Genomic DNA, 24,303 nt, shown 5'->3' with positions numbered 1-24,303 from the left:
TTACGGACCTGCCATAACCACGTGTTTCTTCTTGATTGACGAAGTTTGCGCAGAGTGACAAAATTGGACAGCATTAGATCTGATGAGTACAGAGGAGCACAACTATGTCAATTAAACTCGGCGAACTGCTGATCAGTGAAGGTATCATCTCACAGGATCAGCTTGAAGAGGCATTGAAATGCCATGTTATTTTTGGCATCAAGCTGGGCAGCAGCCTGATCGAGCTCGGTTATATCCAGGAGGATGTGCTGGTCAACCTGCTGAGCAAAAAGCTGGGCGTACCCGCTGCCAGTCATATTGAACTGCTGGTCGTGCCGCCCGATGTCATCGAACGGATCTCGCCTGCCGTAGCGGAGAAGTTCCGAGTTATCCCAGTCCGGTACGAGCACAAGCATCTGCATGTTGCAATGTCTGATCCGACAGATTACAAGGCGCTGGATGAGCTGTCATTTATTACGGGAAACCTGATTGTCCCGCTGATTGCCCCTGAAGTCCAGATACTGCAGGCATTGGAAAACTATTACGGCGTTACGCGCGATCATCGCTATGTGTGGGCAAACAGCAACCTGCAGAACAGAAGAGATGCGAAAACACCGGATTGGGCAGAAAGTCTTGTATCCGATTCATCCAAATATACGATCAGTGCTGATTTTAGCGGTAACGAACCCTTTCAGGATTTACTGCATGTCCCCATCCCGGCAGATTTGCATGCGGCCTCTCCCTTCGGAGATTTGGCGGACCAACACCTCCCGCCAAAGCAGCCCCATGAGATCTACACGTTTGACCGTCTCTCACTGGATTTCTCAAAGGCAAAGAACCGCGATGATGTTGCCCGAATCTTTATCAAGTATCTCGGACTGGGGTTCAAGAAGGGTGCCTTGCTGACAATACGCGGGCATAGTGCGGTCGGATGGAGGGCCGTGAACGGCGAGAAGCAGATAAAAGATTTCGAATCGGTGAGGCTGGAAGTAACAAAAAGCTCGGAACTCAGTGAGATCCTGATCGGAAAGCACTTCTTTTTTGGCCCGCTTTCGGAATCACCTGCCAATATGCCGATCATCAGGGCGTTGAATCTGAAAAGCAGCGAAACCGTGCTGTCGCTGCCGATAGTGATGAACAACAGGGTGGTCGCGATGATTGTTGTCTCATCGGATGTCATTTCTCTACGGCAACGGTTGGAGGAGCTCCAGAAGCTGGTGTACAAAGCCTCGTTGACGTTTCAGATCCTGGTACTCAAGAACAAGCTGCTGCAGACCTGAGTAACCTGATCAGCGTCCCGCCAGCTTGCTCTCCCAGCGCCAGGCGTCGGCAATGATGGTCCGCAGGTCGTTATATTTCGGTTGCCAGTCGGTCAATTCACGAATCCTGTCGGCCTGTGCCACCAGTGAAGCCGGGTCTCCCGGACGGCGATCGGATTCGATGACCTTGAAATCCACTCCACTCACCTTTCGTACAACCTCCAATACCTCGCGCACACTGCTGCCGCTCCCATAGCCGACGTTCATGGCGGTTGGTGCGCCCCCTTTTTCCAGATATGCCAGGGCGTGCAGGTGGGCTGCGGCCAGATCCTCAATATGGATGTAGTCACGAATGCCGGTGCCGTCCGGGTTCGGGTAGTCGGTACCATAGATCCCGACGCTTTCCCGCATGCCCAGGGCGGCCTGGCAGGCCACCTTGATCAGGTGGGTCGCTTCCGGTGTACGCTGTCCCATGCGGGCCTGCGGGTCGGCTCCGGCCACATTGAAATAGCGCAGTGCCACGTACTGCAAGCCATGGGCAGCGGAGGTGTCCCGCAGCATCCACTCGCTCATCAGTTTGGAGGTGCCGTACGGATTGATGGGGCTCTGACGGGACTCCTCGGAGGCCACACCGCCATCGGGGAATCCGTAGACCGCCGCTGTACTGGAAAAGATGAAGCGCTGTACGTTGTTTCTGACACAGGCCTCCAGCAGTCCCAGCGTGTTACGGGTGTTGTTGCCGTAGTATTTCAGCGGCAGTGTGCACGACTCCGGCGCGATGATGGCCGCAGCGAAGTGCAGGACCGTGGTAATGCGATGTTGCTGAAAGACCGCATCGAGTGCGGCGTGGTCGCACAGGTCTCCCACGATCAGCTCTTCGCCATGGATCAGGGCATCGCGGAAACCGGTGGACAGGTTGTCGTAGACCACGACCGTTCGGCCAGATTCAGTGAGCTGGCGGGTGACATGGCTGCCGATGTAGCCGCAGCCGCCGGTGACGAGGATTTTGTCGGTCATTCAGGGTTCCTTTGGCAGGTATTTTTTTATATTCTTCAGTGCCCGTTCCAACCGCTCGATCGTGTGGGCCTCAATCGTTCGGACTGCGTCCGGGGCATATTGATTGAGCAGGGCAAACAGCCTGGCAAAATCGATCTGCCCTTCACCGGGCGGCAAGTGCTCATCGGCCTGGCCGTTGTTGTCGTGGATATGGCATTCGGCAACAAACAGTCCCAATTCAACGAACCACTCCTCCAGCGTGCCGCTGCTGAACATATTCCAGTGTCCCACATCAAAACAGTGGCGGAAGCAGGGCTCGTCGATGGCCTCCAGCAGTCCGCGCAGGGTGGAAGGTTCTTTCTCGAAGATATTCTCGATGGCGATGATGCAGCCCACCTCTTTGGCGCGCGGGACAAATTCGCTCCAGAATCCGATGCTGTTTTTGAGCCAGTCCATACGGTTGCCGCCGTAACGGAGATCGTCGTAGCCGGGGTGGAACACGATTACCCGGGGCCTGAGCTGTTCCGCAGCCTGGAATACCTGCTGGACGCGCCGGCGGGTTACCTCCCTAATGCACGGGTCGAGAGCACCCGGGTTCAGATCCATGAAAGGGGCGTGAATGGTGGTGCGCAACTCGGCTGAACGCAGTACGTGTGCTTGCGCCGACAATTCCTCCAGAACAATGTGATCCAGGGTTTCGGCGGAGAAAAACACCTCGGGGTTGATGCGATTGGCCACGACGTATTCAAGGTGTTCCGCGAGCCGGGAATAGGGCAGATGGGCGTGGATATCAGTGAGCATTGTTGTTGCCGCTCCTGTGCTGTTTAATGACGGCGTCCGTCTCCGGTCGCTCTACCAGATCTTCAAGTTTTGCAATTGAAAGCGGCTCTCCCAGGACGATCAGGGTGTCGCCGCCTTCGATCTTGGCTTGGGAATGGGGATTAAAGACCATCTTGCCGTGGGCCTTTTTAATGCCGACGATGATGACGCCGATCTCTTTTCGAAAGCCGGAGCTCACCAGTGTTTCACCGGCAAAGGCCGAATGTGACGGGATGGTGATCTCCTCCATCTGCAGATCCATATGTTCACTGCCGGTTGCTATTTCAATGAAGTCAACCACGTTGGGACGCAGAATCGACTGGGCCATCCTGCTGCCGCCGATGAGATAGGGAGAAACGACCTTGTTGGCACCGGCGCGCTTGAGTTTAATATCGGAACCCTCTTCCCCGGAGCGGGCCAGAATGTACAGGTCGGGGTTGAGACCGCGGGCGGTCAGGGTGATATAGACGTTCTCCGTATCGGACGTGACAACTGAAATTAGTCCCTTGGCGCGCTTGATGCCCGCCTTGAGCAGGGTTTCGTCCAGGGTGGCATCACCCTTCAGGTGCAGGTAGCCCTCCTCATCCAGTTTTTCGGTCGTCTCGATATCCTTCTCGACAATCACGAACGGCAGTTCATTTGCCTTGAACTCCTTGCAGATCAAGGAGCCGATTCTGCCGAACCCGCATATGATGTAGTGCCCCGAGAGGGCGTCGATCATTTTTTCCACTTTCTTCCTCCCCATTATCCGCTGGATCTGCCCCTCGAACATGATCTGGGCCAGGCTGCCGACGATATATCCCAGTACGCTGACGCCTACGATGATCAGGGTGATGGTGAACAGTTTGCCCACATCGCTGAGCGGCTTGACAACCTCAAATCCGACCGTACCCAGGGTGATGACAGTCATGTAGAGGGCATCGATGAAACGCCACCCCTCTATTCCCATGTAACCCAGTGTCCCCAGCGACACGAGCAGGAAAAGAACCACCATTGAAATTTTTAAATGTCTGACCGGATCCATAGGGTACGCAGATTACCTGCTGGGGTCGTAAAATTCAAGCCCGATTATGGAAGTGACCGATATACCTGGATCATCGTTGGTGCTGAAGTCGATTGCGAGGGTGCTGGTTAATGATAATCAGCTAGTAAAATGCAAGGATGCAATTGACAAAAACTGCATACTGTATACAATGTTTCAAACTACTCGGTGGAGCTATACTATATGAAAAAAAGTCTGGAAAAGCATCTCACCCTGCGGGAAAAAATTCTGGAACATATCCGTGATGCGATCATTTCAGGGACACTCAAGGCTGGCAGCAGGGTTTCGGAGCCCGAGCTGGCCGAACGTTACGGTATCAGCCGCACGCCGATCCGCGAAGCCTTTCGGCAATTGGAATCAGAAGGATATCTGACCGTTATTCCCCGTCGCGGTGCCGTGGTCAGCGAGTTCAGTCAGAAGGATGTAGAGGATTTCTACGCCATCAAGAGCATCCTGGAGGGGTACGCAGCCCGCCAGGCCTGTAAAAAGCTGACTGAAAAGGAACTTGACCGGTTGCAGGCCAACAACAGCCGACTGGCAGAGCTTGCCGGGCATAACGATTTCAAGGCGTTCTTCAAGGTGCACAACGATTTTCATGAAATGTTCATCAAGGCGGCAGACAATGAAAAACTGCACGAGTTGATTACCAGCGTCGTTACACGCTTTCAGCGGCTGCGCTTCATGTCGCTCAGCCTGCCCGGAAGAATGGAGATCGTGGTTCAGGAACATGCAAAGATTCTGGAGGCATTCCGCAGGAAGGATGCTGAAACTGCCGAGATGCTCGTGTGCAAAAATGCCGAGTACGGCGGCAGGGTGCTGCTGGATGGAGGTGTTTCAGCATCCCAGCGCGCCGAACTTCAGATCGATATTTAGTCGCGACTTCCGGTTAGTTTTTTGCATTTAGCCTCCCCTCCCGCAAGGGGAGGGGGAACTTTTAAGGCAACTGCATAAACCAAACCGGACAATGATGTGTTCATCCTTGTTGATTAATTCTATTTCCTGTGTGGTTACGGTGGAATTGGTATATGGTGGGTTGATATGGCAGATCGCATCCAGAACATGCTGAAAGAAATTCCCAAGGTCGACCGTGTAATCGAATGGCCCGAGATGGTCGCATTGCGTGCCGTGCACGACCGTCCCGAGCTGCTTTCTGCTGTCCGCAGGGTGTTGGAATGTATCCGTGAAGATGTGAAAAACGGTGATGCCGCTGCCTGCTCACCGGGCAGAATTGTCGACCTGATATCGGCCAGGCTTGTGAGCCGGTCTGCCAGCAGCCTGCGGGGCGTTGTCAATGGCACCGGGGTTGTGGTCCACACCAACCTGGGGCGTTCTCCTCTGGCCGTGGAGGCCGAAGAAGCCATTCATAACGTTTCGGCCGGCTATTCCAATCTTGAGTTCGATCTTGAGAACGGGGAGCGCGGCACGCGCTATGCCCATGTCGAGAGATTGATCTGCGAACTGACCTGTGCCGAGGCTGCCCTGGTTGTCAATAATAATGCCGCAGCGGTCATGCTGGCCCTGTCCGCGCTGGCTCAGGGGCGCGAGGTGATTGTTTCGCGCGGTGAACTGGTTGAGATCGGCGGCTCCTTCCGCATCCCGGATGTCATGCGCCAGAGCGGCGCGACACTGGTCGAAGTCGGCACAACCAATCGCACCCATGTCCGCGATATTGTGGACGCGATTACCGATTCGACGGCCCTGCTGCTTAAGGTTCATACCAGCAACTTTGCTATCGTAGGCTTCACGGCCGAGGCCACGGTTGCCGAGATGTCTACCGTGGGGCTGGATCGCAATATTCCGGTCATGCTGGATGCCGGCAGCGGGTGTCTGCTGGATCTTGCTCCCTACGGCATCAGCGGCGAGCCGACAATCAGGCAGTATCTGGATGCCGGTGCCGATGTGGTCACCTTCAGCGGCGACAAGCTGCTGGGTGGGCCGCAGGCCGGGCTCATTGCCGGCAAGCGGAAGTTTATTGAACCGATGAAGCGGCACCCCTTGCTGCGGGCTCTGCGCATGGACAAGCTGAACCTGGCTGCCCTGGAAGCAACCCTGCGACTGTACCGCGATGAGCGACGCGCGCTGACCTCCATTCCCACCCTGCAGATGCTGACGATGAGTGCGGCACAGCTCGTCCGCCGTGCCGGGATGATTTCTCGGAAACTTCGCAAGGTCCTTCCCGCGGCTGTCACACTTGTCACGCATCCGGGAGAATCGAGCGCCGGCGGCGGATCATTTCCGCTGCTCCAGTTGCCGACCACACTGATAGAGATTCGAATCTCAGGACTGTCGCCGTCCCGGATCGAGGAAGCGCTGAGACGGGCCGCGGTGCCTGTTATCGGCAGGATCCACCGTGACCGGTTCCTGTTGGATGCCCGTACGATTATGGATCGCGATCTGTCTGCCCTGTCAGCTTCACTGCTCCAGGTGGCCGGAGAGCATGCGGAGGTGCCGCAATGAACCGTGTGAAGTCCTTTGCCCTGATACCGGCAGCCGGAATGGGCAAACGAATGGGCGCCTCCATCAATAAGCAGTATCTTCAACTGGATGGCCTGCCGATTGTGGCACGCACCATCGGGGTGTTCGAGCAATCTCCTGATATTGAAGCCATTTATCTGGTCATACCGGAGGCGGAAATCCCCTACTGCCGGGAACACGTGGTTGCGGCCTGCGGCTTCCGCAAGGTTGTCGAGATTGTTGCGGGTGGGCGGGAACGACAGAATTCGGTGATGAACGGTCTGCGCGCCATGCGCTCGCACCTGTCAGACAACGATGTAGTCGTAATCCATGATGGCGTCCGTCCGTTGATCACCCCGGAATTGCTGCGGGAATCCATCGAAGTCGCCTGCGGTAATGACGGCGCACTGGTGGCTGTTCCGGCCAAGGATACGATCAAGACTGTCTGCGACGGGATTGTCATCAACACACCTGACCGTGAGACTCTCTGGCAGGCCCAGACCCCTCAGTCGTTCCGCTTCGGCGTGATCTATGAAGCTCATCAGGCCGCAGAGCAGGATGGTTTCTGTGGTACCGACGACGCCTCGCTGGTTGAACGTCGCGGCGGCAAGGTCCGGATTGTGCGCGGCGATTACCGGAACATCAAAATAACCACTCCCGAGGATCTTGTCCTGGCGGAGTCATTTCTGGCACGTACCACGAAGGGGGTGTACTGATGACTGTGCAGATACCCGACAGGATACTGATCGTTGATGATGAGCCGGATATCGCAGTTGTTCTCAAGCTGCATCTGGAGGATGCGGGCTACATCACCGCCTGGGCCGGAAGCGGCGAAGCGGCCCTGAAAATGCTGCAGGACGGGGTGTATTCGCTGGTTCTCACGGATATCAGGATGCCCGGCATGAGTGGCATCGAAGTACTCAACCGGATACGCGAGACCGGTATGTCAACCTCCGTGATCATGATGACTGCCCATGGCAGTGAGGATCTGGCAGTTGAATGCATGAAATCAGGGGCCGCGGACTATTTTTGCAAGCCGTTTTCCCTGGACGATATGCTCCAGAGGGTCGAACGCGCCCTGGTCCATCGCCGTGCGCTGCTGGAAAATGTGCGACTCGAACAGGAGCGGGGTGAATTTTTTTACATGCTGTCGCATGACCTCAAAAATCCTATTACGGCAATCATCGGTTCCATAGATATCATGCGCGAAGGCCGGCTTGGCCCGGTGAATGCCGAACAGGTGGAATATCTGCAATCTGCTATCGACAGCTGCAACGATGTGGTATCAATGATCGACAACCTGCTCGATGTGCAGCGTTTCGAATCGGGCCGGATGCCGGTCATGATCCGCCCCCAGAGTCCGCAGGCGCTGGCGTCTGCCGTAGTCGAGCGCTTCAGAAGGGCGGCAGAGTATGAAGACATTGCCCTGACACTCGATGTGTGTGAGGGGTTGCCGGACATCGCCGTCGATAAAAACCTGATGACGAGGGTGTTTGCCAATCTGCTGGTCAATGCCATGAAGTTTACTCCGGCGGGCGGGACGATCAAACTGTCGTGCTGCTGCATCGAGAACAGTGACGTGCACCGCATCCGCATCCCGGTGTACGCCGCAGCCCCACCGGGATTTGCCCAGCGGAGCTGTTTCATCCGTATCAGCGTCAAGGACACCGGAAACGGGGTTCCGCACGAAGACCTGGGACGCATCTTCGAACGTTATACCCAGTCGCACAATGCCGCCGGACGTGAAAAGGGTGGCGCCGGACTGGGACTGGCATTCTGCAAAATGGCGGTGGAAAGTTTTAACGGCATCATCTGGGCTGAAAGCGAAGCCGGCATCGGTAGTGAATTTGTCATCCTTCTGCCCTGTTACCCTGGCGAGACACGCTGTACCAAGTTTATAGAGGAGATTTAGATCATGAACATCAGACATGTTTTGTTCCTGCTGCTGGCAACTGTTGCTGTTATCTGCCGTCCGGCGGCAGCCGCTGAAATCGATTTCAGCAAGGCCATTCAAATCGGTTCCGGTCCCAAGACCGTTGTGGAATTTACCGACCCGGACTGCCCCTTCTGCCGCAAGGCGTCCAAGTATTTCGAAGGACGTCCGGATGTGACCCGCTATGTTTTTTTCAAGCCGCTCGCCCGTCACACGAGGGCCAAGGAAAAGGCACGTTTTATTCTTTCCATGCCGGACAAGGCCAAGGCATATCATGATATCATGTCAGGCCGGATGGATGCTGCTCCTCAGCTGGCATCAACGCTGGAGGGGATAAAACTGCAGGAAGAACAGCTTGAGGTCGCCAAGCGGGCCAAGGTGGACGCAACTCCGACCTTTATTATCAATGGCAGGATTATCGAAGGGTTCGATCAGAAAAAGATTGAAATGATGCTGGGGACAGCGCCTTAGCCGTCATGCCCATGATCCGTAACTGCATAATAGCCTGATCCCCTGTTCGTGGTGAGTTTGTCGAATCATGGGCGGGAGATCATAATGCTCAACAGGTTTTTCGAACTGATCAATGGCCGGAAAGGTCTTGCAAGGCGCTCTGAAGTGCTCGGTTCAGCTCTTCGGTGTTGTAAGGTTTGACCATGGTTTCGCAGAAGCCGTATGTCGTGTACTCGGCTATGGCCGGGTCGCTCGAATAACCGCTTGAAGCTATCAGGCGCGCATCCGGCGCCAGTTCAAGGATTCGTCGCGCGGCCTCGATTCCACCCATGCCTCCGGGGATCACCAGATCAAGGATCACGATGGCATACGGATGGCGTGCAGTCATTGACGACCTGTACAGGGCAATGGCCTCTTCTCCGTTACAGCAGGTCGTAACCTCAAACCCCAAATCACGCAGTATCTCCTCAGCAAGATTTCGAATTACCTCCTCGTCGTCCATCACAAGAATTGAAATACCGGACCGATCAATTTCCGCAAGAGTGCTACATTCATCAACCGGCTGTTCATCTGCAGAGGCCGGCAGAAAAATGGTGACGGTTGTTCCCTGACCTGATTCGGATGCGATATCGATATAGCCGCCATGCTTTTTGATAATCGAGTGGGTAGTGCTCAAGCCGAGTCCCGTCCCGGATTTCTTGGTGGTGAAATAGGGATCGAATATTTTTACAAGGTCATCCTTGTCAATGCCCTGTCCGGTATCCTTGAATACGATCCGTACGTATGTGCCCGGCTTCAATGCGTATTTGTTGCCGGATTTCAGCGTGACAGCATCCGCCCGAACGGTCAGTGTGCCGCCGTCAGGCATGGCCTGGAGGGCATTGAGAACGATGTTGTTGAACGCCTGGTTGATCTGCTGACTGTCGACATTCATCATACGGTGTGATGAACAATCAATGATGCCCTTGACATTGCTGCCGCTCAGGAACAGCGATACCGATTCCTGCACAAGGGTATCCACCCTGACCGGCCTCCTGACCGGCGTATTCCCTTGAGAAAATGTCAGAAGCTGTCGTGCCAGATCGGCTGCCCGGTAGGCCGATTTCTCCGCCGACACCAGGATGTGTGCGACCTTTTCTGTGTCATTCAGATTTTTCTTTGCATACGAGATGTACCCGATAACCCCCGTGAGAACGTTATTGAAGTTGTGGGCAATTCCACCTGCCAGGACACTGATTGATTCAAGTTTCTGCGCCTTGAGGATTTCCCTTTGAATATGTTCCCGTTCGGTGATGTCACGTGTAATGCTGAGAACATACGGCTCAGCTTTGATCTCGATGATGCGTGCCGATATCTGCCCGACCAGTACAGAGCCATCCTTGTGTCTGAAGCGGGCCTCCACATCTTTAGCGACCCTGTGTTCCTTCAGCTCTTGCAATAAGTGCACGCGCTGCACGGGGTCTATCCACAGGTTTACCTCGCTGGATGTCCTGCCCAGAATCTCTTCAGGTGTGTAGCCGGTTATGCCCGTGAAACCTTCGTTGACATCCAGGTAGACACCGTCGCTCAGGCGGGACAGGGTGACGGCATCGGGGGATGCCCGGAATGCCGCCGAAAACTTTTCTTCAGACAGCCGCAGCGTCTCTTCGGCCTGTTTCCGCTCGGTGATATCCCGTCCGATGCCAAGAAGTATCGGTGCGCCGGTGACAGGATCCTTTATCAGCGATGCATTCGCCTTGTACCACAGATAGGTACCGTTCTTACACAGCACCCGGTATTCGACACCGCTCTGCTTTTCTCCGGTCTCAAATACCCTTTGCAGGAACGCGAAGCAGCCCGGAACGTCGTCGGGATGGACAAAAGGGCCGAAGGGACGGCCGACGGTTTCGCTGAGTTCGTATCCAAACGCCTCTTTCCAGCGGGGTGATACATAACTGAAAATCCCTGTGGGTGTCAGGGCGAACAGGACATCATTGACGTTTTCCACAAAGGAACGGAAGCGCTGCTCGCTTTTCTGGAGTTTTCCTTCGATAGTTTTTCGCGCGGTGATATCCTGCCCGACCGACAGGATGCCGACGTTTTTTCCTTCCGGGTTGGTAAGCGGATGATTATTCCATGATATCCAGACCCGCTCACCGTTCTTGCGGATATTTTCGTTTTCGCTATTGACAAAGGCTGCCGGATTGCTGCAGATGCCCTGGACCATTCTGATCAGGTCACGCCCGCCTGACTCCGTCTCGGGCACGATTGTTCCTATGATGTTCCGGCCAATGATTTCGTTGCTGGAAAAGCCGAAGAATCTTTCGGCAAATTCATTGAAGTAGGTGACCCTGCCGTCACCATCCCATTTCAGGATGATTACGTTGGCGTTTTCTACCAACTCCCGGTATTTGCTTTCACTTGCCCGTTGAGCCTCATATGCCCGGGATAGGCTGAGGGCGTTAGCGGCCAGTTTCTCTGCCATGGCATCAAATGCTATTGCCAGTTCACCAAATTCACCACCCGAAATGGAATCCGCAATACGGATATCAAGATTTCCCTGGGAAATTTTCAGCGTGGCGTTCCGAATGATATCAATTCTGTTGAGAATCCCCCGCTTGCAGACATACAGGGTCATAGGCAGTGTTAGTGCTATTGAACATAACAGTATGGCTGCGCTCGGCAGGAAAGCCATGGCGTGTTGTGTGAGGGCCGAATAACAGATCAGCCCGAACGGCGCCAGCGACATAATGATTATCATGACGATCATCTGTTTGCGAAACGGCATGGAGCTGAGCTTGATCATTTCATTTCCTGTCACTGAATGCAGTTTAACAGCATAGGCACAATTCTGGAGACGATTGGGCAGACTAAGGATGAACTATACTATGTACAGCATTCGGGTGCCAAGATTTTCGCATTCATGTCATGAAAATGTTGGATAAAACTTGTCAATTTTTTTAGTGAAACACAATTAAATTGTATTAAAACAGTTGCAGGACACTTAGTGTATACGCTATACATTTCAGCTATTGAAATAACTATTCAACTGTAAAGTGATGTGCTCATGAAAAAATACCTGTATCCTCTCGTAACTTTTGCAGCGCTGTTGTTAGCTGCCCCTATTCTTGCCGGCCAACTCGACTGCTCCGGATGTCACGGAGAGAAAAATGATTACCGGCCGATCGACTCCCCCTACCGGAATATTTCCAGCGGTGGGTTCATGGGAAATCATCGAACCCACCTGTCGGACCCGGCATCATTTACCTCTTGTATGACCTGCCATAATAATGACTCGTATACTACCGGCCATCTGGACGGCAAGATCCAGCTTTCGATGACAATCAACAACTACTCCGGAGCATTCGGAAAAGCCCGTTACAATACTACACGTGAATCAGCAATCGCTGCCGGGATGGTGTTTTTCAATCAGACCTCCTTGCCGGTTCTGGCCAGCTGTTCCAATGTCAATTGTCATTTCGAGACGACCACTCCGACATGGGCCAGTGGAGTCGTCATCTGCTCGACCTGCCACGGAGCGCCCCCTGCGGGTGTTTCACCGGCATACAGCGGCGGGGCTGCGGGGAGTCACGCCCGCCATGACGGCTATTACAGCGGCACTGCCAACTGCATCAAGTGCCACAGTGACCACACCAGCGAAGTAAGGACCTATGCCCACGCCACCAGCGCCGGCAAAAGGGCATTGTCCATAACGCTGCGCGATCCGCAGAACAACCCTTCGGGGACATACAGCAGTACTGGTGCCAATGATTATCTGCCGAGTCAGGCCACCGGGCATGCCTTCGGCAGCTGTTCCTCCCTGTACTGCCACAGCCCCGGCACCAGATCTGCTGACGTTCTCCCCCCAAACAAAACTGCAGCCTGGGGCGGCAGCCTCGGCTGCGACGGCTGCCACCGGTCAACACCGACAACCGGTAGTCACGCTGAACACGTAGCAACAGAGTATGGAGTACCGGTTCCATGTTTCAAATGCCATGCTGAAACAGTTAACTCCGCCAACTCAATATCTTCGACTGCGCAGCATGTAAATTTGAAGGTGGATGTGGCTTTTGACAACTCAGACACGGCAATCCAGGGTATGTACAGCGGCCATCCCTCACCGATGCAGAAAACTCCCGGATCAGGATATGCACAATGTGGCAATGTGTACTGTCATTCCAGCGGCCAAGGTAATGGCGGAACCTGGCCGCCGACTTACTCGTCTCCCCGGTGGGGTGAATCTGCTACCGGCAGATGTGGCACCTGTCATGCCCACGGTTTACATGACACCGGCCCTCTCTTGCAGACCGGCAGTCATACAAAACATCTGAACTACGGTTTTGGCACGAAAGACAGAGTCAATCTGTGTGGCGTTTGTCATTATGGAACCGGATTTGTTGAACCGGATGGATATTGTGGACAGTGTCATTATTCACCAAAAGCTGCGCTGACCTCGAAACATATAAATCACCAGGTGGATGTCGATTTCGTCAGCAAGTTTGGCGGCACATACAATGGCACAGCGGAACCGGGAGACGGCTACAGCAACTGTTCCAGCACCTACTGCCACAGCAACGGCACTTCCGTGTCATCAGCCATAATACCTGTCACTACCACCCCCGACTGGGGGGCACCCAACCCGATTGCCTGCGATGGATGTCATGAATATCCACCATCCTATCAAAGCGGCAGTCCCAAGGCAAACAGTCATGCCGGTCATAGAGGTTTCGCCTGCGGCGTCTGCCACGCCGATACAACCGCAGACGGCACGACAATTACAAGTTTCGTCAAGCATGTAAATAAAAGCTATGATCTGCAACCGGGAGCTGGATATTCGTTCGCCTATTCCTTCTCAACAGGTGGAGGTACATGTACGAACATCAGCTGCCATTTTAATAACAATGCTACCTGGGGATCGGTATTGAAATGTGTGGATTGTCACAATACTTCTCCGGGCGATTAACAGTCCGGTATAGATAGCTGTCGATAATTTTTCCATTGCTATTGCCAATAATGCCCAACGAATCAATTATCCGGGGATAAAATGAACATACCGATTAGAATTCTCATGACGTTTCTGTTGACAGCGTTTGCGGTGTCAAACGCATGCGCTGATAATCCGCCGCATACTTCCGATACCTCAGCATCCTACGTCACCACGAATATACAGTGTACTGAGTGTCACGTTACTGCGGATACGCGCAATGCTGATATCAGAAAGAGCTGGGCAAAATCGGGACATGCGGATGTATATTCCTTTGCCTGGAGCGCCCATGATTACAAGTTTCAGAATGGCTGCGTCAAGTGCCATACCACCACCGGTTTTATCGCTTACTCCAGCGGCAAGGTGACCACTGCCTGGGGAAGTGCTGGAGATCCGACCAGAGAGGTGCTGGCCTGTAATGCGTGTCACACCGATATCGCCAGCGGCGCGCTGCGCTCTCCGGTGACCATCCAGCCCTACGCCAATGACAGCTACCGTAATCAGGCAGTTGGTCCCTCCAACCTGTGCGCCGGCTGCCATTCCGGCACGATGAGCGGCAGAAGCATCAAGGCCCTGTCAAACTTCGATACAGCCTTTGTCAGTTCTCACTATTCTGCGGCATCCGGCATCCTGTTCAAATCCATCGGATATGAGTTTGGCGGGAAGGATTACAGCAACAAGGTGCATTTCAAGCATGACAGGATCGGCATCAACAATTACACTGCTTATGGTTTCAGCACAGGCAACCAGGGCCCCTGCATTGCCTGCCATATGAGTTCACCCGATAAACATTCCTTTTTGCCGGTGACAAAGGACTCAGCGGGAGTCGTTACGGAGCTTACCAGCACCATTTGTGCCGGCTGCCACACAGCCCCTGCAACCCTGGATGCCGCCAGGATGAACAGCCGCAAGACGCGCTTCAGCATAGCGCTGCTGGCCCTGCAGAAGGTGCTGGCGGATAAAGGCATTACCTACCTGGTGGACCGCCCCCCCTACTTCTATAACAGCTTAAATGCGGCCTACACCGCCTGGGGGTCTGCCGACAACATGGGAGCCGCCTTCAATCTGCACCTGTTGGCGCACGATCCGGGCGCGTATGCCCATAACATGATCTATGCCAAACGACTGATCTATGACTCCATCGATTATCTGGATGATGCCCTGCTCAACAGCAGTGTCAGTGCAGCCATCAATGCCCTGACAACTCTGGATGCAACGCAAAAAACGACTGCCATCGGGTATCTGACCAATGCAGGTGCCCGGCCGTAACCTCTCGGCACAGTTGATGTTTTCGTTGAAACAAAAAGGGCACCCATTCGGGCGCCCTTTTTGTTTCTGATATGACGGGTTCTCAGAACTCCATCGGCATGGCTTTAACCTGCTTGGCCGTAAAGACCGGGCCGTCCTTGCAGACATAGACATTGCCCACATTGCAGCGGCCGCACTTGCCCAGGCCGCACTTCATGCGGTTTTCCAGGGTGGTGTAGACCTGCTCATCCGTAAAGCCCAGCTTTTCCAGCACCGGCAGGGTGAACTTGATCATGACCGGCGGACCGCATACCAGCGCGATGGTATTCTCTGCGCTGGGTGCCGCTTCTTCCAGGATGGTCGGTACGAAACCTACTTTGCCGTCCCACTCGGGACCATTGCCGCCCGGATCGACCGTCTTCACCAGGCGCACATCAGCGCGCTCCTGCCATTCCTTCAGCTCCCGCTTGTAGACCAGGTCGCTCTCGGTACGGGCACCGTAGACAATCGTGATGTCACCGAATTTGTCGCGCCAGTCCAGGCAGTTCCAGATCAGGGTCCGCAGTGGGGGCAGGGCGATGCCGCCGGCCACGAAGACCAGGTTCTTGCCGAAGAATTCCTCGATCGGGAAGGAATTGCCATAGGGTCCGCGCACACCCATGGTGTCCCCCGGTTCCAGGCGGCGCAACTCCTCCGTCACTCGGCCCACGGATCGGAAGCAGCACTCTATGTACCCCTTGCGGGTCGGCGAAGAAGCGATGCAGAAGGTCGACTCCCCGGCCCCGAAGGCCGAGTATTCGCCGAACTGTCCGGCCCGGAAGGAAAAACTCTCCCGCACGGCCTCATCCTGGAAGACCAGCCTGAGGGTACGCACGTCCGGTGTCTCGTCGATGACCTCCTCGACAGTGGCCAGGTAGGGGAGGTAGATGTTTTTGTTGGTGTTATCACACATTTTTTAAACCTTTTATTCACCGCAGAGTACGCGGAGTATCGCAGAGGAAGGCAACATCAAAAAGATGGGGTAAAACCAGAATCAAATCGTTTTACTTTTGTTTTCCTTGTTTTTCCTCTGCGCACCTCTGCGTCCTCTGCGGTGATATAGTTTATTTATTTTTTACTGATATCATCCACAATCTGGGCGATGTCGATCCCGACCGGACAGATACGGATACAGCGTCCACAGCCGCTGCAGAGGGTCTGGCCGAATTTGTCGTCGTAGTACTTGAACTTGTGCATGATGCGGTTGCGGTAGCGCTTGGGCTGCTGATCGCGCGGGTTGTGCCCCGAGGCGTGGTGGGTGAATTTCCAGAAGCCGCAGGCGTCCCAGTTCTTGCGGCGCTTGCCGGCTTTTTCGGTGCCTTCGTCCACGATATCGAAACAGTGGCAGGCCGGGCAGACAAAGGCGCAGGCACCGCAGCCGACGCAGCGGGTGGCGATGGAATCCCAGTCCGGATGCTCGAAGTTATCGTCCAGCCAGGCCTTGACCTTCTTCAAATCGAACTTCTCGGTCTGCGGCTGTGCCAACGGCAGTGCTTTGGTTCCGGTGGGTTCAGAGAACAGCTCTTTGTGACTGGTGATCAGCGCCTCACCCTTTTCGCTGAAACTTTCGCAGGCATATCCGCCACCTTCCAGAGGGGTCAGGAACAGGTCGCTCCCCTTGGTTTCGGCAGGCGACAGCCCCACAGCAGTGCAGAAGCAGGCATCATCGGCCGTTGTGCAGGCCAGGCCCACAATCGTGGTCTTCTTTCTACGCTCCAGGAAAAACTCGTCCTTGTAATCCCAGGAGAAGACCGCATCCAGCACCGGGATGGCAACCGCATCGCAGGGTCGCACCCCTACCAGCACGGTCTCCGGAAAGCGGGCCGGGTCGATGTCCTTCAGGCTGACCTTCTGACCCGCCTTCTCGTAGGTCATGATGTCTTCACAGACCGGAAAGAAGGCCTCCTTGGCAGAGCGGCGCGGCAGCTGGTCGACCACCATCTCGGCGGAAGCGGTAAGCGGTTCGTACAGCGGTGTACCGGCATTCATGCGCGGCGCAACAACGCGGGCGCCTTTGGCTATTAGGGAGTCCAGCAGGGTGTTCAGGTTCTGTTGTGAGATGTATTTTTGCATTCGAAAACCTTTTGTTTACCGCAGAGGTCGCGGAGGAACGCAGAGGAAAGTCTAAATCAACGTCTTAAAATTCAGGGGTAAACCTCAATCAAAGTCGAAAAACACGGGGTTATACCAACTCGAATTGGTCTTGTTTTTATATTCCCCGGTTTTGTTTTCCTCTGCGCACCTCTGCGTCCTCTGCGGTGAGATGCCTTTTATTTTATAAAACTCTGATCATCCTTCTCGGTAAACATGTTCAGCGGTCCCTTGTCCAGCACTTCGAAGCCGGCTTCATGGTCATAAAGCTCCTTCAGCTCCTTGGCCATCTTGCGGTTGAGCAGGTTCAGGGGGATATCCATCGGGCAAACCCGTTCACACTCGGCACAGCCGGCGCATCTTCCGGCCAGGTGCATGGCCCTGACAATGTGCCAGGCGGTGTTGCCAGCCGGACGGGGGGTTGTTTCCACCATCTGCGGCTTGTTGCGGTCGCACAGGCACTGCTCGCAGAAACAGAAGGGGCAGACCTGGCGACAGGCGTAGCACTTAATGCATTTGGCAAACTGCTCTTTCCAGTAGGCCCAGCGCTCGGCAGGAGTCAAGGCTTCCAGTCGGGCGATCTCCGCCGCATATTTACGATCAAGCTCGAAGGCGGCAGGAGTCTGCGGCGGCACGAAGTCACAGCCGGTCGGCAGATGGGCATCGCACTCGGTACATTTGGGGGCGATAGTCTCGGAGGTCAGCTCCGTTGCAGGTTGAACCGTGGAGCCCAGAACTCCGGCACAGGGGACGCCGATCAGATACAGATCCTCGCGCTTGAGCTGGGATTCTCCCATCAGTCCGCTGAGTGCCTTCAGGTCGCACCCTTTGACCACAATACCGATCCGGCCGCTCTTGGGAATTTCCTTTTTGGCCTTGGTCAGGTACACGGCCAGGTTGTTGACGCAGGCCGGGGTAAAGATCAGCTTGTCCGCATCGGCAGGGGCACTGATTACGATCGGCTGTGCCGATCCTTTGCGGCGGGCGGCGGCGTAGCCGACGATGGCCGAGACCTGGCCTTCGGAGAGGATACGCTTGGCCTCGCCCTGGATGGCCTCAGTGACGGCGGAGTAGATGGATGTGTCAATACGTTGTGTGCTCATGTATATCCCGTCAGATTGCGTTGTAAGCTTCTTTCAACTCAGGTGTGTCAATAGCCCCTGACCACTGTTCCTCCATGGCCAGTTCCTTGAACTCGGTCATCGGCCCCATGGTGCGCACCTTTTCAGTCAGGTCGGTGACAACCTCGACCCATTTGCCCCCTTCAGCAGCCGAGACCCAGGAGAACTGCAGGCGGTTCAGATCCACACCCACAAACTCCAGCAGCTTCCTGAAGACGGCGAATCTGCGGCGGGCGTGGAAGTTACCGGCGATGTAGTGGCAGTCGCCCGGATGGCAGCCGGAGACCAGGACGCCGTCGGCACCCTGCTGGAAGGCCTTGAGGATGAAGACCGGGTCGATGCGTCCGGTGCAGGGGAACTTGAGCACCCGTACATTGGACGGATACTGCATGCGGCTGGTGCCGGCCAGGTCGGCACCGGCATAGGTGCACCAGGTGCAGACGAAGGCGATGATCTTGGGTTCGAACGAGTGTTTTTGTTTTTCAGGGTGCATGCAAAAAACCTTTTCTTTAGCCTCATGATTACTTCTAGATTACTTTGATTTTAAAATCTTGAGTAATCATGAGGTAATCTAGAAGCTAAAATTTCTTTGTTTCTGTTTTTGCTTCTAAAGCGCCTCAATCATGGCAACTATCTGCTCATCCGTATAACCGTCCAGCTCAACGCTCTTGGACGGGCAGGTGGCCTGGCAGGTGCCGCAGCCTCCGCAGACGCCCGGGTTGACATAGGCGACCACTTTTATCAGGTTACCCTGGCGGTCGCGGATCTCCTTCTCTTCCACGGCACCGTAGGCACAGACCTTCTTGCAGGCAAAGCAGCCCACGCAGCCCGCTTCACGTACCCGGGCCACGATCGGCTCCCGCTCCAGCTTGTCCTTGGCAAAGAGCGTCATAACCTTGGCCGCCGCGGCACTGGCCTGGGAAACGGTTTCGGGGATGTCCTTGGGGCCCTGGCAGGCGCCGGCCAGGTAGATGCCGGCTGTGGCACATTCCACCGGACGCAGCTTGGCGTGGGCCTCGGAGTAGAAGTTGTATTTGTCGTAGGAGATGCCCAGCTTCTGGGCCAGGGTATCGGCCCCTTTCTGCGGCTGCACGGCCGTGGCCAGCACGACCATGTCGGCTTCGATCTCGACCTGCACGCCGACGGCGATGTCACTCCCCATGACAACGATCTTGTCGCCTTTTTGATACAGGCGCGAGACCATGCCGCGGATGTAGACCGCTTCCTCTTCCTCGATCGACCGGCGCCAGAACTCATCATAGCTCTTGCCGGGGGTGCGGGCGTCCATGAAGAAGACGTAGGCCTGGCCGTCATGCACCTTATGGTGGTAGAGCATGGTGTGTTTGGCTGTGTACATGCAGCAGACCTTGGAGCAGTAGGAGATGCCCTTTTCCCTGGCCCGCGATCCGATGCACTGGATGAAGACTATTTGTTTGGGTTCCTTGCCGTCGGAGGGGCGCAGGATCTTGCCGCCGGTCGGGCCGGAGGCCGAAGCCAGGCGCTCGAAGGTCATGCCGTCGATAACGTCCGGGATCTTGCCGTGGCCGAATTCACCGTAGCCCTTGATCATGGAGCCTTTGGGTTTCTCGTCGATGGTGTAGAGGTCGAAGCCGGTAGCCACCACGATGGCGCCGACCGGTTCGACAATCAGGGAATCTTCCTGCTCGTAATCGATGGCTTCCGGGCCGCAGACCTTCTGGCACAGGCCGCATTTGCCGGTCTTGAACTTGAGGCAGTTCTCACGGTCGATGACCGGGGTGTTGGGAACGGCCTGGGGAAAGGGGACGTAGATGGCCGGCCGCAGCCCTAGGTTGCAGTCGAACTTGTTGGGGATCTTCTTGACCGGGCATTTGGTCATACAGACCCCGCAGCCGGTGCACTTGTCCTCATCGACCGAGCGGGCCTTCTTTTTGATGGTGACCTGGAAGTTGCCGATATAACCTTCGACCAGTTCGATCTCGGAATAGGTGTGCAGCGTGATATTGGGGTGGTTGGCGACATCGACCATCTTGGGGGTCATGATGCACTGGGAACAGTCCAGGGTCGGGAAGGTCTCGGAAAGCTGAGCCATGTGCCCGCCAATGGAGGGTTCCCGCTCGACCAGTACGACCTGGTGGCCGGCGTCGGCGATATCCAGGGCGGCCTGGATGCCGGCGATGCCGCCGCCGATGACCAGGGAGCGCTTGGTGACCGGTACCGTAATGGTAGGCAGGACACGGTTCTTCTTGACCCGCTCGACCATCATGCCGACAATCTCGACCGCCTTGGCGGTAGCCTCTTCCTTGTCCTCGTGGACCCAGGAACAGTGCTCGCGGATGTTGGCCATCTCACATAGGAAGGGATTCAGCCCGGCCGCTTCCACTGCTTTGCGGAAAGTCTTCTCGTGCATGCGGGGCGAGCAGGCCGCTACGACGATGTGGGAAAGCTTCTGTTCCTGGATGGCCTTCTTGAGCAGGTTCTGACCCGGGTCGGAGCACATGTACTTGTAGTCGGTGGAGAAGGCCACGCCGGGCAGCTGGCCGACCTCTTTTGCAACCCGCTCGACATCGACGGTCCGGGATATGTTCTCGCCGCAATGGCAGATGAATACGCCTATTCTTGACATCTAGAGCAAACCTTTCTCTTTCAACAGCGGCAGGGGGTTGACGATCATGGCATCCAGGCCGAGTTTGTCAGGGCCGAGGCCGGTGGCCAGTCCGACCAGCTGGGTCAGGTAGAATACCGGCAGGCTGTAGTCCACATTGTAGACCCCTTCGATCTCCTTTTGGCGGATATCCAGGTTGCCGTGGCACAGGGGGCAGCCGACCATGATGCAGTCAGCGCCGGCCGCCTTGGCCGAATCGAGGATGGCGTTGGTCAGCTGGATGACGACCCCCGGGCGCGAGAGGGTGAAGTTGGCGCCGCAGCACTCCAGGCGGTGGGTCCAGGCAACTGTCGTTGCGCCGGCCGCTTCGATAACCCGCTCCATGATGGTGGGGGCTTCGACGCAGTCCAGGTTGGTGACATCGGTGGGGCGGGTCAACAGGCAGCCGTAGTAACAGGCGACCTTGAGGCCCGATAAGGGCTTGTTCACCGCAGCTGCCAGTCGTTCCAGACCCAGATCGTGGGCCAGAATCTCCAGCAGGTGCTTGACATTGCTGTCCAGTTTGACCGGGGCGTCGATGGCCTTTTCAACCTGCTTGAGCTTGACCGGACTTTCAGCCAGGACGTGCTGGGTGGTCTTGAGGCGTGAGAAGCAGGCAGCACAGGCCACTGCCAGGTCGCCTTCAACCTTGTCGGCCAGTTCCAGGTTCTTGGCACACAGTGACAGGGAGAGGAGTTCATCGACGTTGTGGGCCGGGGTGGCGCCGCAGCAGAACCAGTCCGGCACCTCGGTCAGGCCGATCTTGAGCTGCTTGAACAGTTCCCGGGTAGAGAGGTCGTATTCTCCGGCCGAGGCGTGCAGCGAGCAGCCGGGATAATACGAATACTCCATGATGTTTTTCGGGGTCACAGGGCCTCCCCTTTAGCGCGCATCGCTTCGATGCGGGTAAAGATCTTTTCGATTTCGGACAGGTTTTTGTTTTTGCTGTGGAACATCTTCAATTTACCCTTGGCGAGCAGCTTGGGGCCCAGCATCAGGTCTTTCAGAAACTGGCCGGATTTGACGTTGAAGACGGCGGCCAGGCGCATTTCGTACTGGCGGCCGTAGGTGCGGATGTTCTGCAGGAAGAGCTTGTTGGCCAACTGGACATAACTTTCCTTGGAGGCGCCTTCAGCGTCCCAGGAAAGTTTGCGAAGGGCATCCATGATGGAGGCCAGATGTACCTTGTTGGGGCAGCGGGTGGAGCAGGTTTCACAGGAGGCACAGTACCAGATGGAGCGGCCGGCCAGGATGCGCTGCCACTGGCCCAGCTGCAGCAGGCGGACGACGCGGTTGGGTGGGTGCTCCATGAAAGTGGCCATGGGGCAGCCGGCAGAACATTTGCCGCACTGGAAACAACGGCGTACCGAGGTGCCGGAAAGGGCCTCGACCTTGCGGACAAAGTCAACGTCCATGGTCTCCTGCGAGATGATCATCTTTTTCTTTTTCACGTTAGTATCCCGTCCCCTTAGTGCAAAGCGGATTTTCCAATAAAACAGCAAAAGTCACGCCACGTTCTTCAACTGTCTGATTTGCTGCGTGTTTGTTGCAAATAGGCGGCGAGTGATCGGACGTTTCAGTGGGAGTATTGGGTAAAATATCCCCGCTAACGGTACCGAGTGTAGATATTGTCAGCACTCCCGGCAATATAATCTTCTTCCTGTTGTTTAATGGATGTGCCATTTAGTGAAACTAAAATTCCACCAGTCACTCGTTGACTGGTGGAGAAGGGCGTTTTCAATAGGTACGGATAATTCAAACTACGTGTTGAAAAGCATATAAAACATTCTCTACACAAATGATGTACAAAATGCAAGTGAAATTAATGGGGGTGGTAAACAGTAAATAAAAATTTAGGTAAAGTAAAATGAGATGCCATTTAACAAACTAAGCAGCGGTCACTAATTTTGTCGGCTTCAGTAATACTCCTCGTTATACGTCGGCACTTCATCCAGGAAGCCGGGAGTGGCTGCTGCACGGTCAATAGCAGCATTTATGTCTGCAATCAGTCGCTCCCGGTCTTTTGGGTAGCTTCCTGCCAGTTCGAGGAAGTTTGAGACATGATTGGAGCGCAGGATCGTCCGGGCTGGATTGAGATGGGTCAGCAGCTCCCGCGCTTCCAGCATCAACTCTCGATGGGTGCACTGCCTGAGGGTCCGGAAAAACGCATCATTGTGGCGGTGGAAGAGGGTCAGCAGTGAGAAAAACTCGGGATTGACGCGGTTGACCCAGGCTGCCGTGGACCGGGCGTGCTCCATGCTGCGCTGGCTGCCGGCAAGACCCAGTATGGCTGTGACTGACAGCTTCATGTCTGCATCCCGGGCCTTGATGGCAAGACGGGCCATGGTTTCGCTGTCGTACCCTTTGCAGATGGCTGCTAGGGTGTCATCGTCCCCCGATTCCAGCCCGAAGTACAGGATGCGCAGTCGTTTTTCACGCAGGTTCGACAGCTGCCCGGGGTTCTTGGTAGTCAGGCTGTTGGGCGATGCGTAGGACGCAACCCGGGTCAGGCCGGGAAAGGTGGCGGCCAGGGTGTCGAGGATCGTGACCAGACCGTTGTGGGGATAGACCAGCGCGTCGCCGTCGGCCAGGAAAACCCGGTCTATGCGGGAACGGTAGTGCAGAGGTATCTCGCGGATCTCTGCCAGAATCTCATCCACCGGACGCACCCGGAACTGTTTGCCCTTGTACATACCGCAAAAGGTGCAATTATTTTGAGAACATCCGACGGTAATCTGGAAGATCAGGCTGCGGGCCTCGCTGGGTGGACGGAAAACAGGTTCTATGTAATGTGGCATGGTAATGTCCGATTTCCTTTGTGTAGTGACTGCTCTCGGGCAGATACCAGATTATTCTGAACGTGATCCCGGAAGAGTGGCCTGCTCCCACCGGGTAAGCCGCTCCAGCGCTTCGCACGAGCTGCTGCCGCACATCTCGTCACTCGGCTGCAGACTGCCACAGACAGGTGGTCGCAGTATGCTGCCGAAGAGTCGGCAGCTGTTGTCGTCTGTCAATTGCACACAACGCATTCCGGCCGGCTTGCCGTTCTGCATACCGGGGATTGGCGAAGAGATGGAAGGTGCGATGCAGCAGGCTGCGCAGCCTGGCCGGCATTTCATAGGAACCCCATTTTCGGAAAAACTTCAATGTCATAGCTGTTAACCATTGACGATTGAAAAATAGACGCTGCATTCCGGAGATCAACACCTTTATTGTAGGCGCGGCTTTTCACTCGCACAAAACAATGCTACATTTCAAACATATTGAACGGATATTGTCAAACGTA

General features: G+C 55.4%; 21 protein-coding genes. 8 read left to right on the top strand and 13 right to left on the bottom strand.

The window, feature by feature from the left end; all coding sequences use genetic code 11:
- The first annotated feature begins 104 nt into the window (after positions 1 to 104).
- Entirely contained in the window at positions 105 to 1,259 is a 1,155-nt protein-coding gene (locus ACOCF6_RS03575; RefSeq protein WP_482459016.1) for a GspE/PulE/PilB domain-containing protein, read from the top strand.
- A 9-nt stretch (positions 1,260 to 1,268) separates the two neighbouring features.
- On the opposite strand, the gene galE is transcribed toward ACOCF6_RS03575, so the two are convergent.
- Genes galE through ACOCF6_RS03560 form a run of 3 tightly spaced genes read right to left on the bottom strand, consistent with a single transcriptional unit; the run spans position 1,269 to position 4,077 of the window.
- On the bottom strand, positions 1,269 to 2,255 hold the full coding sequence (gene galE, locus ACOCF6_RS03570) for a UDP-glucose 4-epimerase GalE (protein ID WP_482459015.1): 987 nt from the start codon (positions 2,253 to 2,255) through the stop codon (positions 1,269 to 1,271).
- Positions 2,256 to 3,035 carry a sugar phosphate isomerase/epimerase family protein gene (locus ACOCF6_RS03565; RefSeq protein ID WP_482459014.1) on the bottom strand — a complete coding sequence of 260 codons (780 nt, stop codon included), beginning with the start codon at positions 3,033 to 3,035 and terminating at the stop codon, positions 2,256 to 2,258. It lies immediately after the preceding gene.
- Positions 3,025 to 4,077 carry a potassium channel family protein gene (locus ACOCF6_RS03560; protein ID WP_482459013.1) on the bottom strand — a complete coding sequence of 351 codons (1,053 nt, stop codon included), beginning with the start codon at positions 4,075 to 4,077 and terminating at the stop codon, positions 3,025 to 3,027. The genes ACOCF6_RS03565 and ACOCF6_RS03560 overlap by 11 nt, the downstream gene beginning before the upstream one ends.
- 201 nt (positions 4,078 to 4,278) lie before the next feature.
- On the opposite strand from ACOCF6_RS03560, the gene ACOCF6_RS03555 reads away from it, so the two are divergent.
- From ACOCF6_RS03555 to ACOCF6_RS03535, 5 genes are all read left to right on the top strand, one after another.
- Positions 4,279 to 4,968, top strand: a complete 690-nt coding sequence (locus tag ACOCF6_RS03555; protein WP_482459012.1) for a GntR family transcriptional regulator — start codon at positions 4,279 to 4,281, stop codon at positions 4,966 to 4,968.
- A 165-nt stretch (positions 4,969 to 5,133) separates the two neighbouring features.
- Positions 5,134 to 6,552, top strand: a complete 1,419-nt coding sequence (gene selA / locus ACOCF6_RS03550) for an L-seryl-tRNA(Sec) selenium transferase (protein ID WP_482459011.1) — start codon at positions 5,134 to 5,136, stop codon at positions 6,550 to 6,552.
- Positions 6,549 to 7,265, top strand: coding sequence for a 2-C-methyl-D-erythritol 4-phosphate cytidylyltransferase (ispD, locus tag ACOCF6_RS03545; RefSeq protein ID WP_482459010.1), 717 nt, complete (start codon positions 6,549 to 6,551; stop codon positions 7,263 to 7,265). The genes selA and ispD overlap by 4 nt, the downstream gene beginning before the upstream one ends.
- The gene (locus ACOCF6_RS03540; protein ID WP_482459009.1) at positions 7,265 to 8,461 is read left to right on the top strand and encodes an ATP-binding response regulator; all 1,197 of its coding nucleotides are present in this window, start codon (positions 7,265 to 7,267) and stop codon (positions 8,459 to 8,461) included. Before ispD ends, ACOCF6_RS03540 begins: the two co-directional genes overlap by 1 nt.
- 3 nt (positions 8,462 to 8,464) lie before the next feature.
- The gene (locus ACOCF6_RS03535; protein WP_482459008.1) at positions 8,465 to 8,953 is read left to right on the top strand and encodes a thioredoxin fold domain-containing protein; all 489 of its coding nucleotides are present in this window, start codon (positions 8,465 to 8,467) and stop codon (positions 8,951 to 8,953) included.
- A gap of 109 nt (positions 8,954 to 9,062) precedes the next feature.
- Here ACOCF6_RS03535 and ACOCF6_RS03530 read toward each other — a convergent pair whose 3' ends face one another.
- Positions 9,063 to 11,717, bottom strand: a complete 2,655-nt coding sequence (locus ACOCF6_RS03530; RefSeq protein ID WP_482459007.1) for a PAS domain S-box protein — start codon at positions 11,715 to 11,717, stop codon at positions 9,063 to 9,065.
- Between the two features lie 261 nt (positions 11,718 to 11,978).
- Between ACOCF6_RS03530 and ACOCF6_RS03525 the strand changes: the two genes are divergently transcribed.
- Both ACOCF6_RS03525 and ACOCF6_RS03520 read left to right on the top strand, forming a co-directional pair.
- Entirely contained in the window at positions 11,979 to 13,874 is a 1,896-nt protein-coding gene (locus ACOCF6_RS03525; RefSeq protein ID WP_482459006.1) for a CxxxxCH/CxxCH domain c-type cytochrome, read from the top strand.
- 81 nt (positions 13,875 to 13,955) lie between these two features.
- Positions 13,956 to 15,164: a hypothetical protein gene (locus ACOCF6_RS03520; RefSeq protein WP_482459005.1), complete on the top strand. Its 1,209-nt coding sequence runs from the start codon at positions 13,956 to 13,958 to the stop codon at positions 15,162 to 15,164.
- A gap of 82 nt (positions 15,165 to 15,246) precedes the next feature.
- On the opposite strand, the gene ACOCF6_RS03515 is transcribed toward ACOCF6_RS03520, so the two are convergent.
- From ACOCF6_RS03515 to ACOCF6_RS03475, 9 genes are all read right to left on the bottom strand, one after another.
- A complete protein-coding gene (locus ACOCF6_RS03515) occupies positions 15,247 to 16,095 on the bottom strand; it encodes an FAD/NAD(P)-binding protein (protein ID WP_482459004.1) in 849 nt (282 codons plus the stop codon).
- Between the two features lie 155 nt (positions 16,096 to 16,250).
- Positions 16,251 to 17,255 (bottom strand): 4Fe-4S dicluster domain-containing protein, encoded by a 1,005-nt coding sequence (locus tag ACOCF6_RS03510; protein WP_482459003.1) that lies wholly within the window; start codon positions 17,253 to 17,255, stop codon positions 16,251 to 16,253.
- Between the two features lie 197 nt (positions 17,256 to 17,452).
- On the bottom strand, positions 17,453 to 18,376 hold the full coding sequence (locus ACOCF6_RS03505; protein WP_482459002.1) for a Fe-S oxidoreductase: 924 nt from the start codon (positions 18,374 to 18,376) through the stop codon (positions 17,453 to 17,455).
- 10 nt (positions 18,377 to 18,386) lie between these two features.
- Positions 18,387 to 18,887, bottom strand: coding sequence for a hydrogenase iron-sulfur subunit (locus tag ACOCF6_RS03500; protein WP_482459001.1), 501 nt, complete (start codon positions 18,885 to 18,887; stop codon positions 18,387 to 18,389).
- Between the two features lie 114 nt (positions 18,888 to 19,001).
- A complete protein-coding gene (locus ACOCF6_RS03495) occupies positions 19,002 to 20,999 on the bottom strand; it encodes a 4Fe-4S dicluster domain-containing protein (RefSeq protein ID WP_482459000.1) in 1,998 nt (665 codons plus the stop codon).
- Positions 21,000 to 21,887 (bottom strand): CoB--CoM heterodisulfide reductase iron-sulfur subunit B family protein, encoded by an 888-nt coding sequence (locus tag ACOCF6_RS03490; RefSeq protein ID WP_482458999.1) that lies wholly within the window; start codon positions 21,885 to 21,887, stop codon positions 21,000 to 21,002.
- Complete coding sequence (locus ACOCF6_RS03485; protein ID WP_482458998.1) at positions 21,884 to 22,468, bottom strand: 4Fe-4S dicluster domain-containing protein; 585 nt, start codon at positions 22,466 to 22,468, stop codon at positions 21,884 to 21,886. Before ACOCF6_RS03485 ends, ACOCF6_RS03490 begins: the two co-directional genes overlap by 4 nt.
- Before the next feature lie 465 nt (positions 22,469 to 22,933).
- A complete protein-coding gene (locus tag ACOCF6_RS03480) occupies positions 22,934 to 23,815 on the bottom strand; it encodes a radical SAM protein (protein ID WP_482458997.1) in 882 nt (293 codons plus the stop codon).
- A 51-nt stretch (positions 23,816 to 23,866) separates the two neighbouring features.
- Positions 23,867 to 24,136, bottom strand: coding sequence for a YkgJ family cysteine cluster protein (locus tag ACOCF6_RS03475; protein WP_482458996.1), 270 nt, complete (start codon positions 24,134 to 24,136; stop codon positions 23,867 to 23,869).
- Positions 24,137 to 24,303: the final 167 nt, after the last annotated feature.

It is taken from the genome of Geobacter psychrophilus (assembly GCF_056821595.1).
Note: the sequence above shows the minus strand (reverse complement) of the source record. Positions and strands in the feature narration are given on the sequence as shown.

Coding starts and splice junctions, on each gene's coding strand:
- ACOCF6_RS03530 (WP_482459007.1), bottom strand. CDS start 11,717: ATGATCAAGCTCAGCTCCATGCCGTTTCGCAAACAGATGATCGTCATG.
- ACOCF6_RS03525 (WP_482459006.1), top strand. CDS start 11,979: ATGAAAAAATACCTGTATCCTCTCGTAACTTTTGCAGCGCTGTTGTTA.
- ACOCF6_RS03555 (WP_482459012.1), top strand. CDS start 4,279: ATGAAAAAAAGTCTGGAAAAGCATCTCACCCTGCGGGAAAAAATTCTG.
- ACOCF6_RS03480 (WP_482458997.1), bottom strand. CDS start 23,815: ATGCCACATTACATAGAACCTGTTTTCCGTCCACCCAGCGAGGCCCGC.
- ACOCF6_RS03540 (WP_482459009.1), top strand. CDS start 7,265: ATGACTGTGCAGATACCCGACAGGATACTGATCGTTGATGATGAGCCG.
- ACOCF6_RS03575 (WP_482459016.1), top strand. CDS start 105: ATGTCAATTAAACTCGGCGAACTGCTGATCAGTGAAGGTATCATCTCA.
- selA (WP_482459011.1), top strand. CDS start 5,134: ATGGCAGATCGCATCCAGAACATGCTGAAAGAAATTCCCAAGGTCGAC.
- ACOCF6_RS03515 (WP_482459004.1), bottom strand. CDS start 16,095: ATGTGTGATAACACCAACAAAAACATCTACCTCCCCTACCTGGCCACT.
- ACOCF6_RS03560 (WP_482459013.1), bottom strand. CDS start 4,077: ATGGATCCGGTCAGACATTTAAAAATTTCAATGGTGGTTCTTTTCCTG.
- ACOCF6_RS03520 (WP_482459005.1), top strand. CDS start 13,956: ATGAACATACCGATTAGAATTCTCATGACGTTTCTGTTGACAGCGTTT.
- ACOCF6_RS03505 (WP_482459002.1), bottom strand. CDS start 18,376: ATGAGCACACAACGTATTGACACATCCATCTACTCCGCCGTCACTGAG.
- ACOCF6_RS03495 (WP_482459000.1), bottom strand. CDS start 20,999: ATGTCAAGAATAGGCGTATTCATCTGCCATTGCGGCGAGAACATATCC.
- ACOCF6_RS03565 (WP_482459014.1), bottom strand. CDS start 3,035: ATGCTCACTGATATCCACGCCCATCTGCCCTATTCCCGGCTCGCGGAA.
- ACOCF6_RS03475 (WP_482458996.1), bottom strand. CDS start 24,136: ATGAAATGCCGGCCAGGCTGCGCAGCCTGCTGCATCGCACCTTCCATC.
- ispD (WP_482459010.1), top strand. CDS start 6,549: ATGAACCGTGTGAAGTCCTTTGCCCTGATACCGGCAGCCGGAATGGGC.
- ACOCF6_RS03500 (WP_482459001.1), bottom strand. CDS start 18,887: ATGCACCCTGAAAAACAAAAACACTCGTTCGAACCCAAGATCATCGCC.
- ACOCF6_RS03535 (WP_482459008.1), top strand. CDS start 8,465: ATGAACATCAGACATGTTTTGTTCCTGCTGCTGGCAACTGTTGCTGTT.
- galE (WP_482459015.1), bottom strand. CDS start 2,255: ATGACCGACAAAATCCTCGTCACCGGCGGCTGCGGCTACATCGGCAGC.
- ACOCF6_RS03510 (WP_482459003.1), bottom strand. CDS start 17,255: ATGCAAAAATACATCTCACAACAGAACCTGAACACCCTGCTGGACTCC.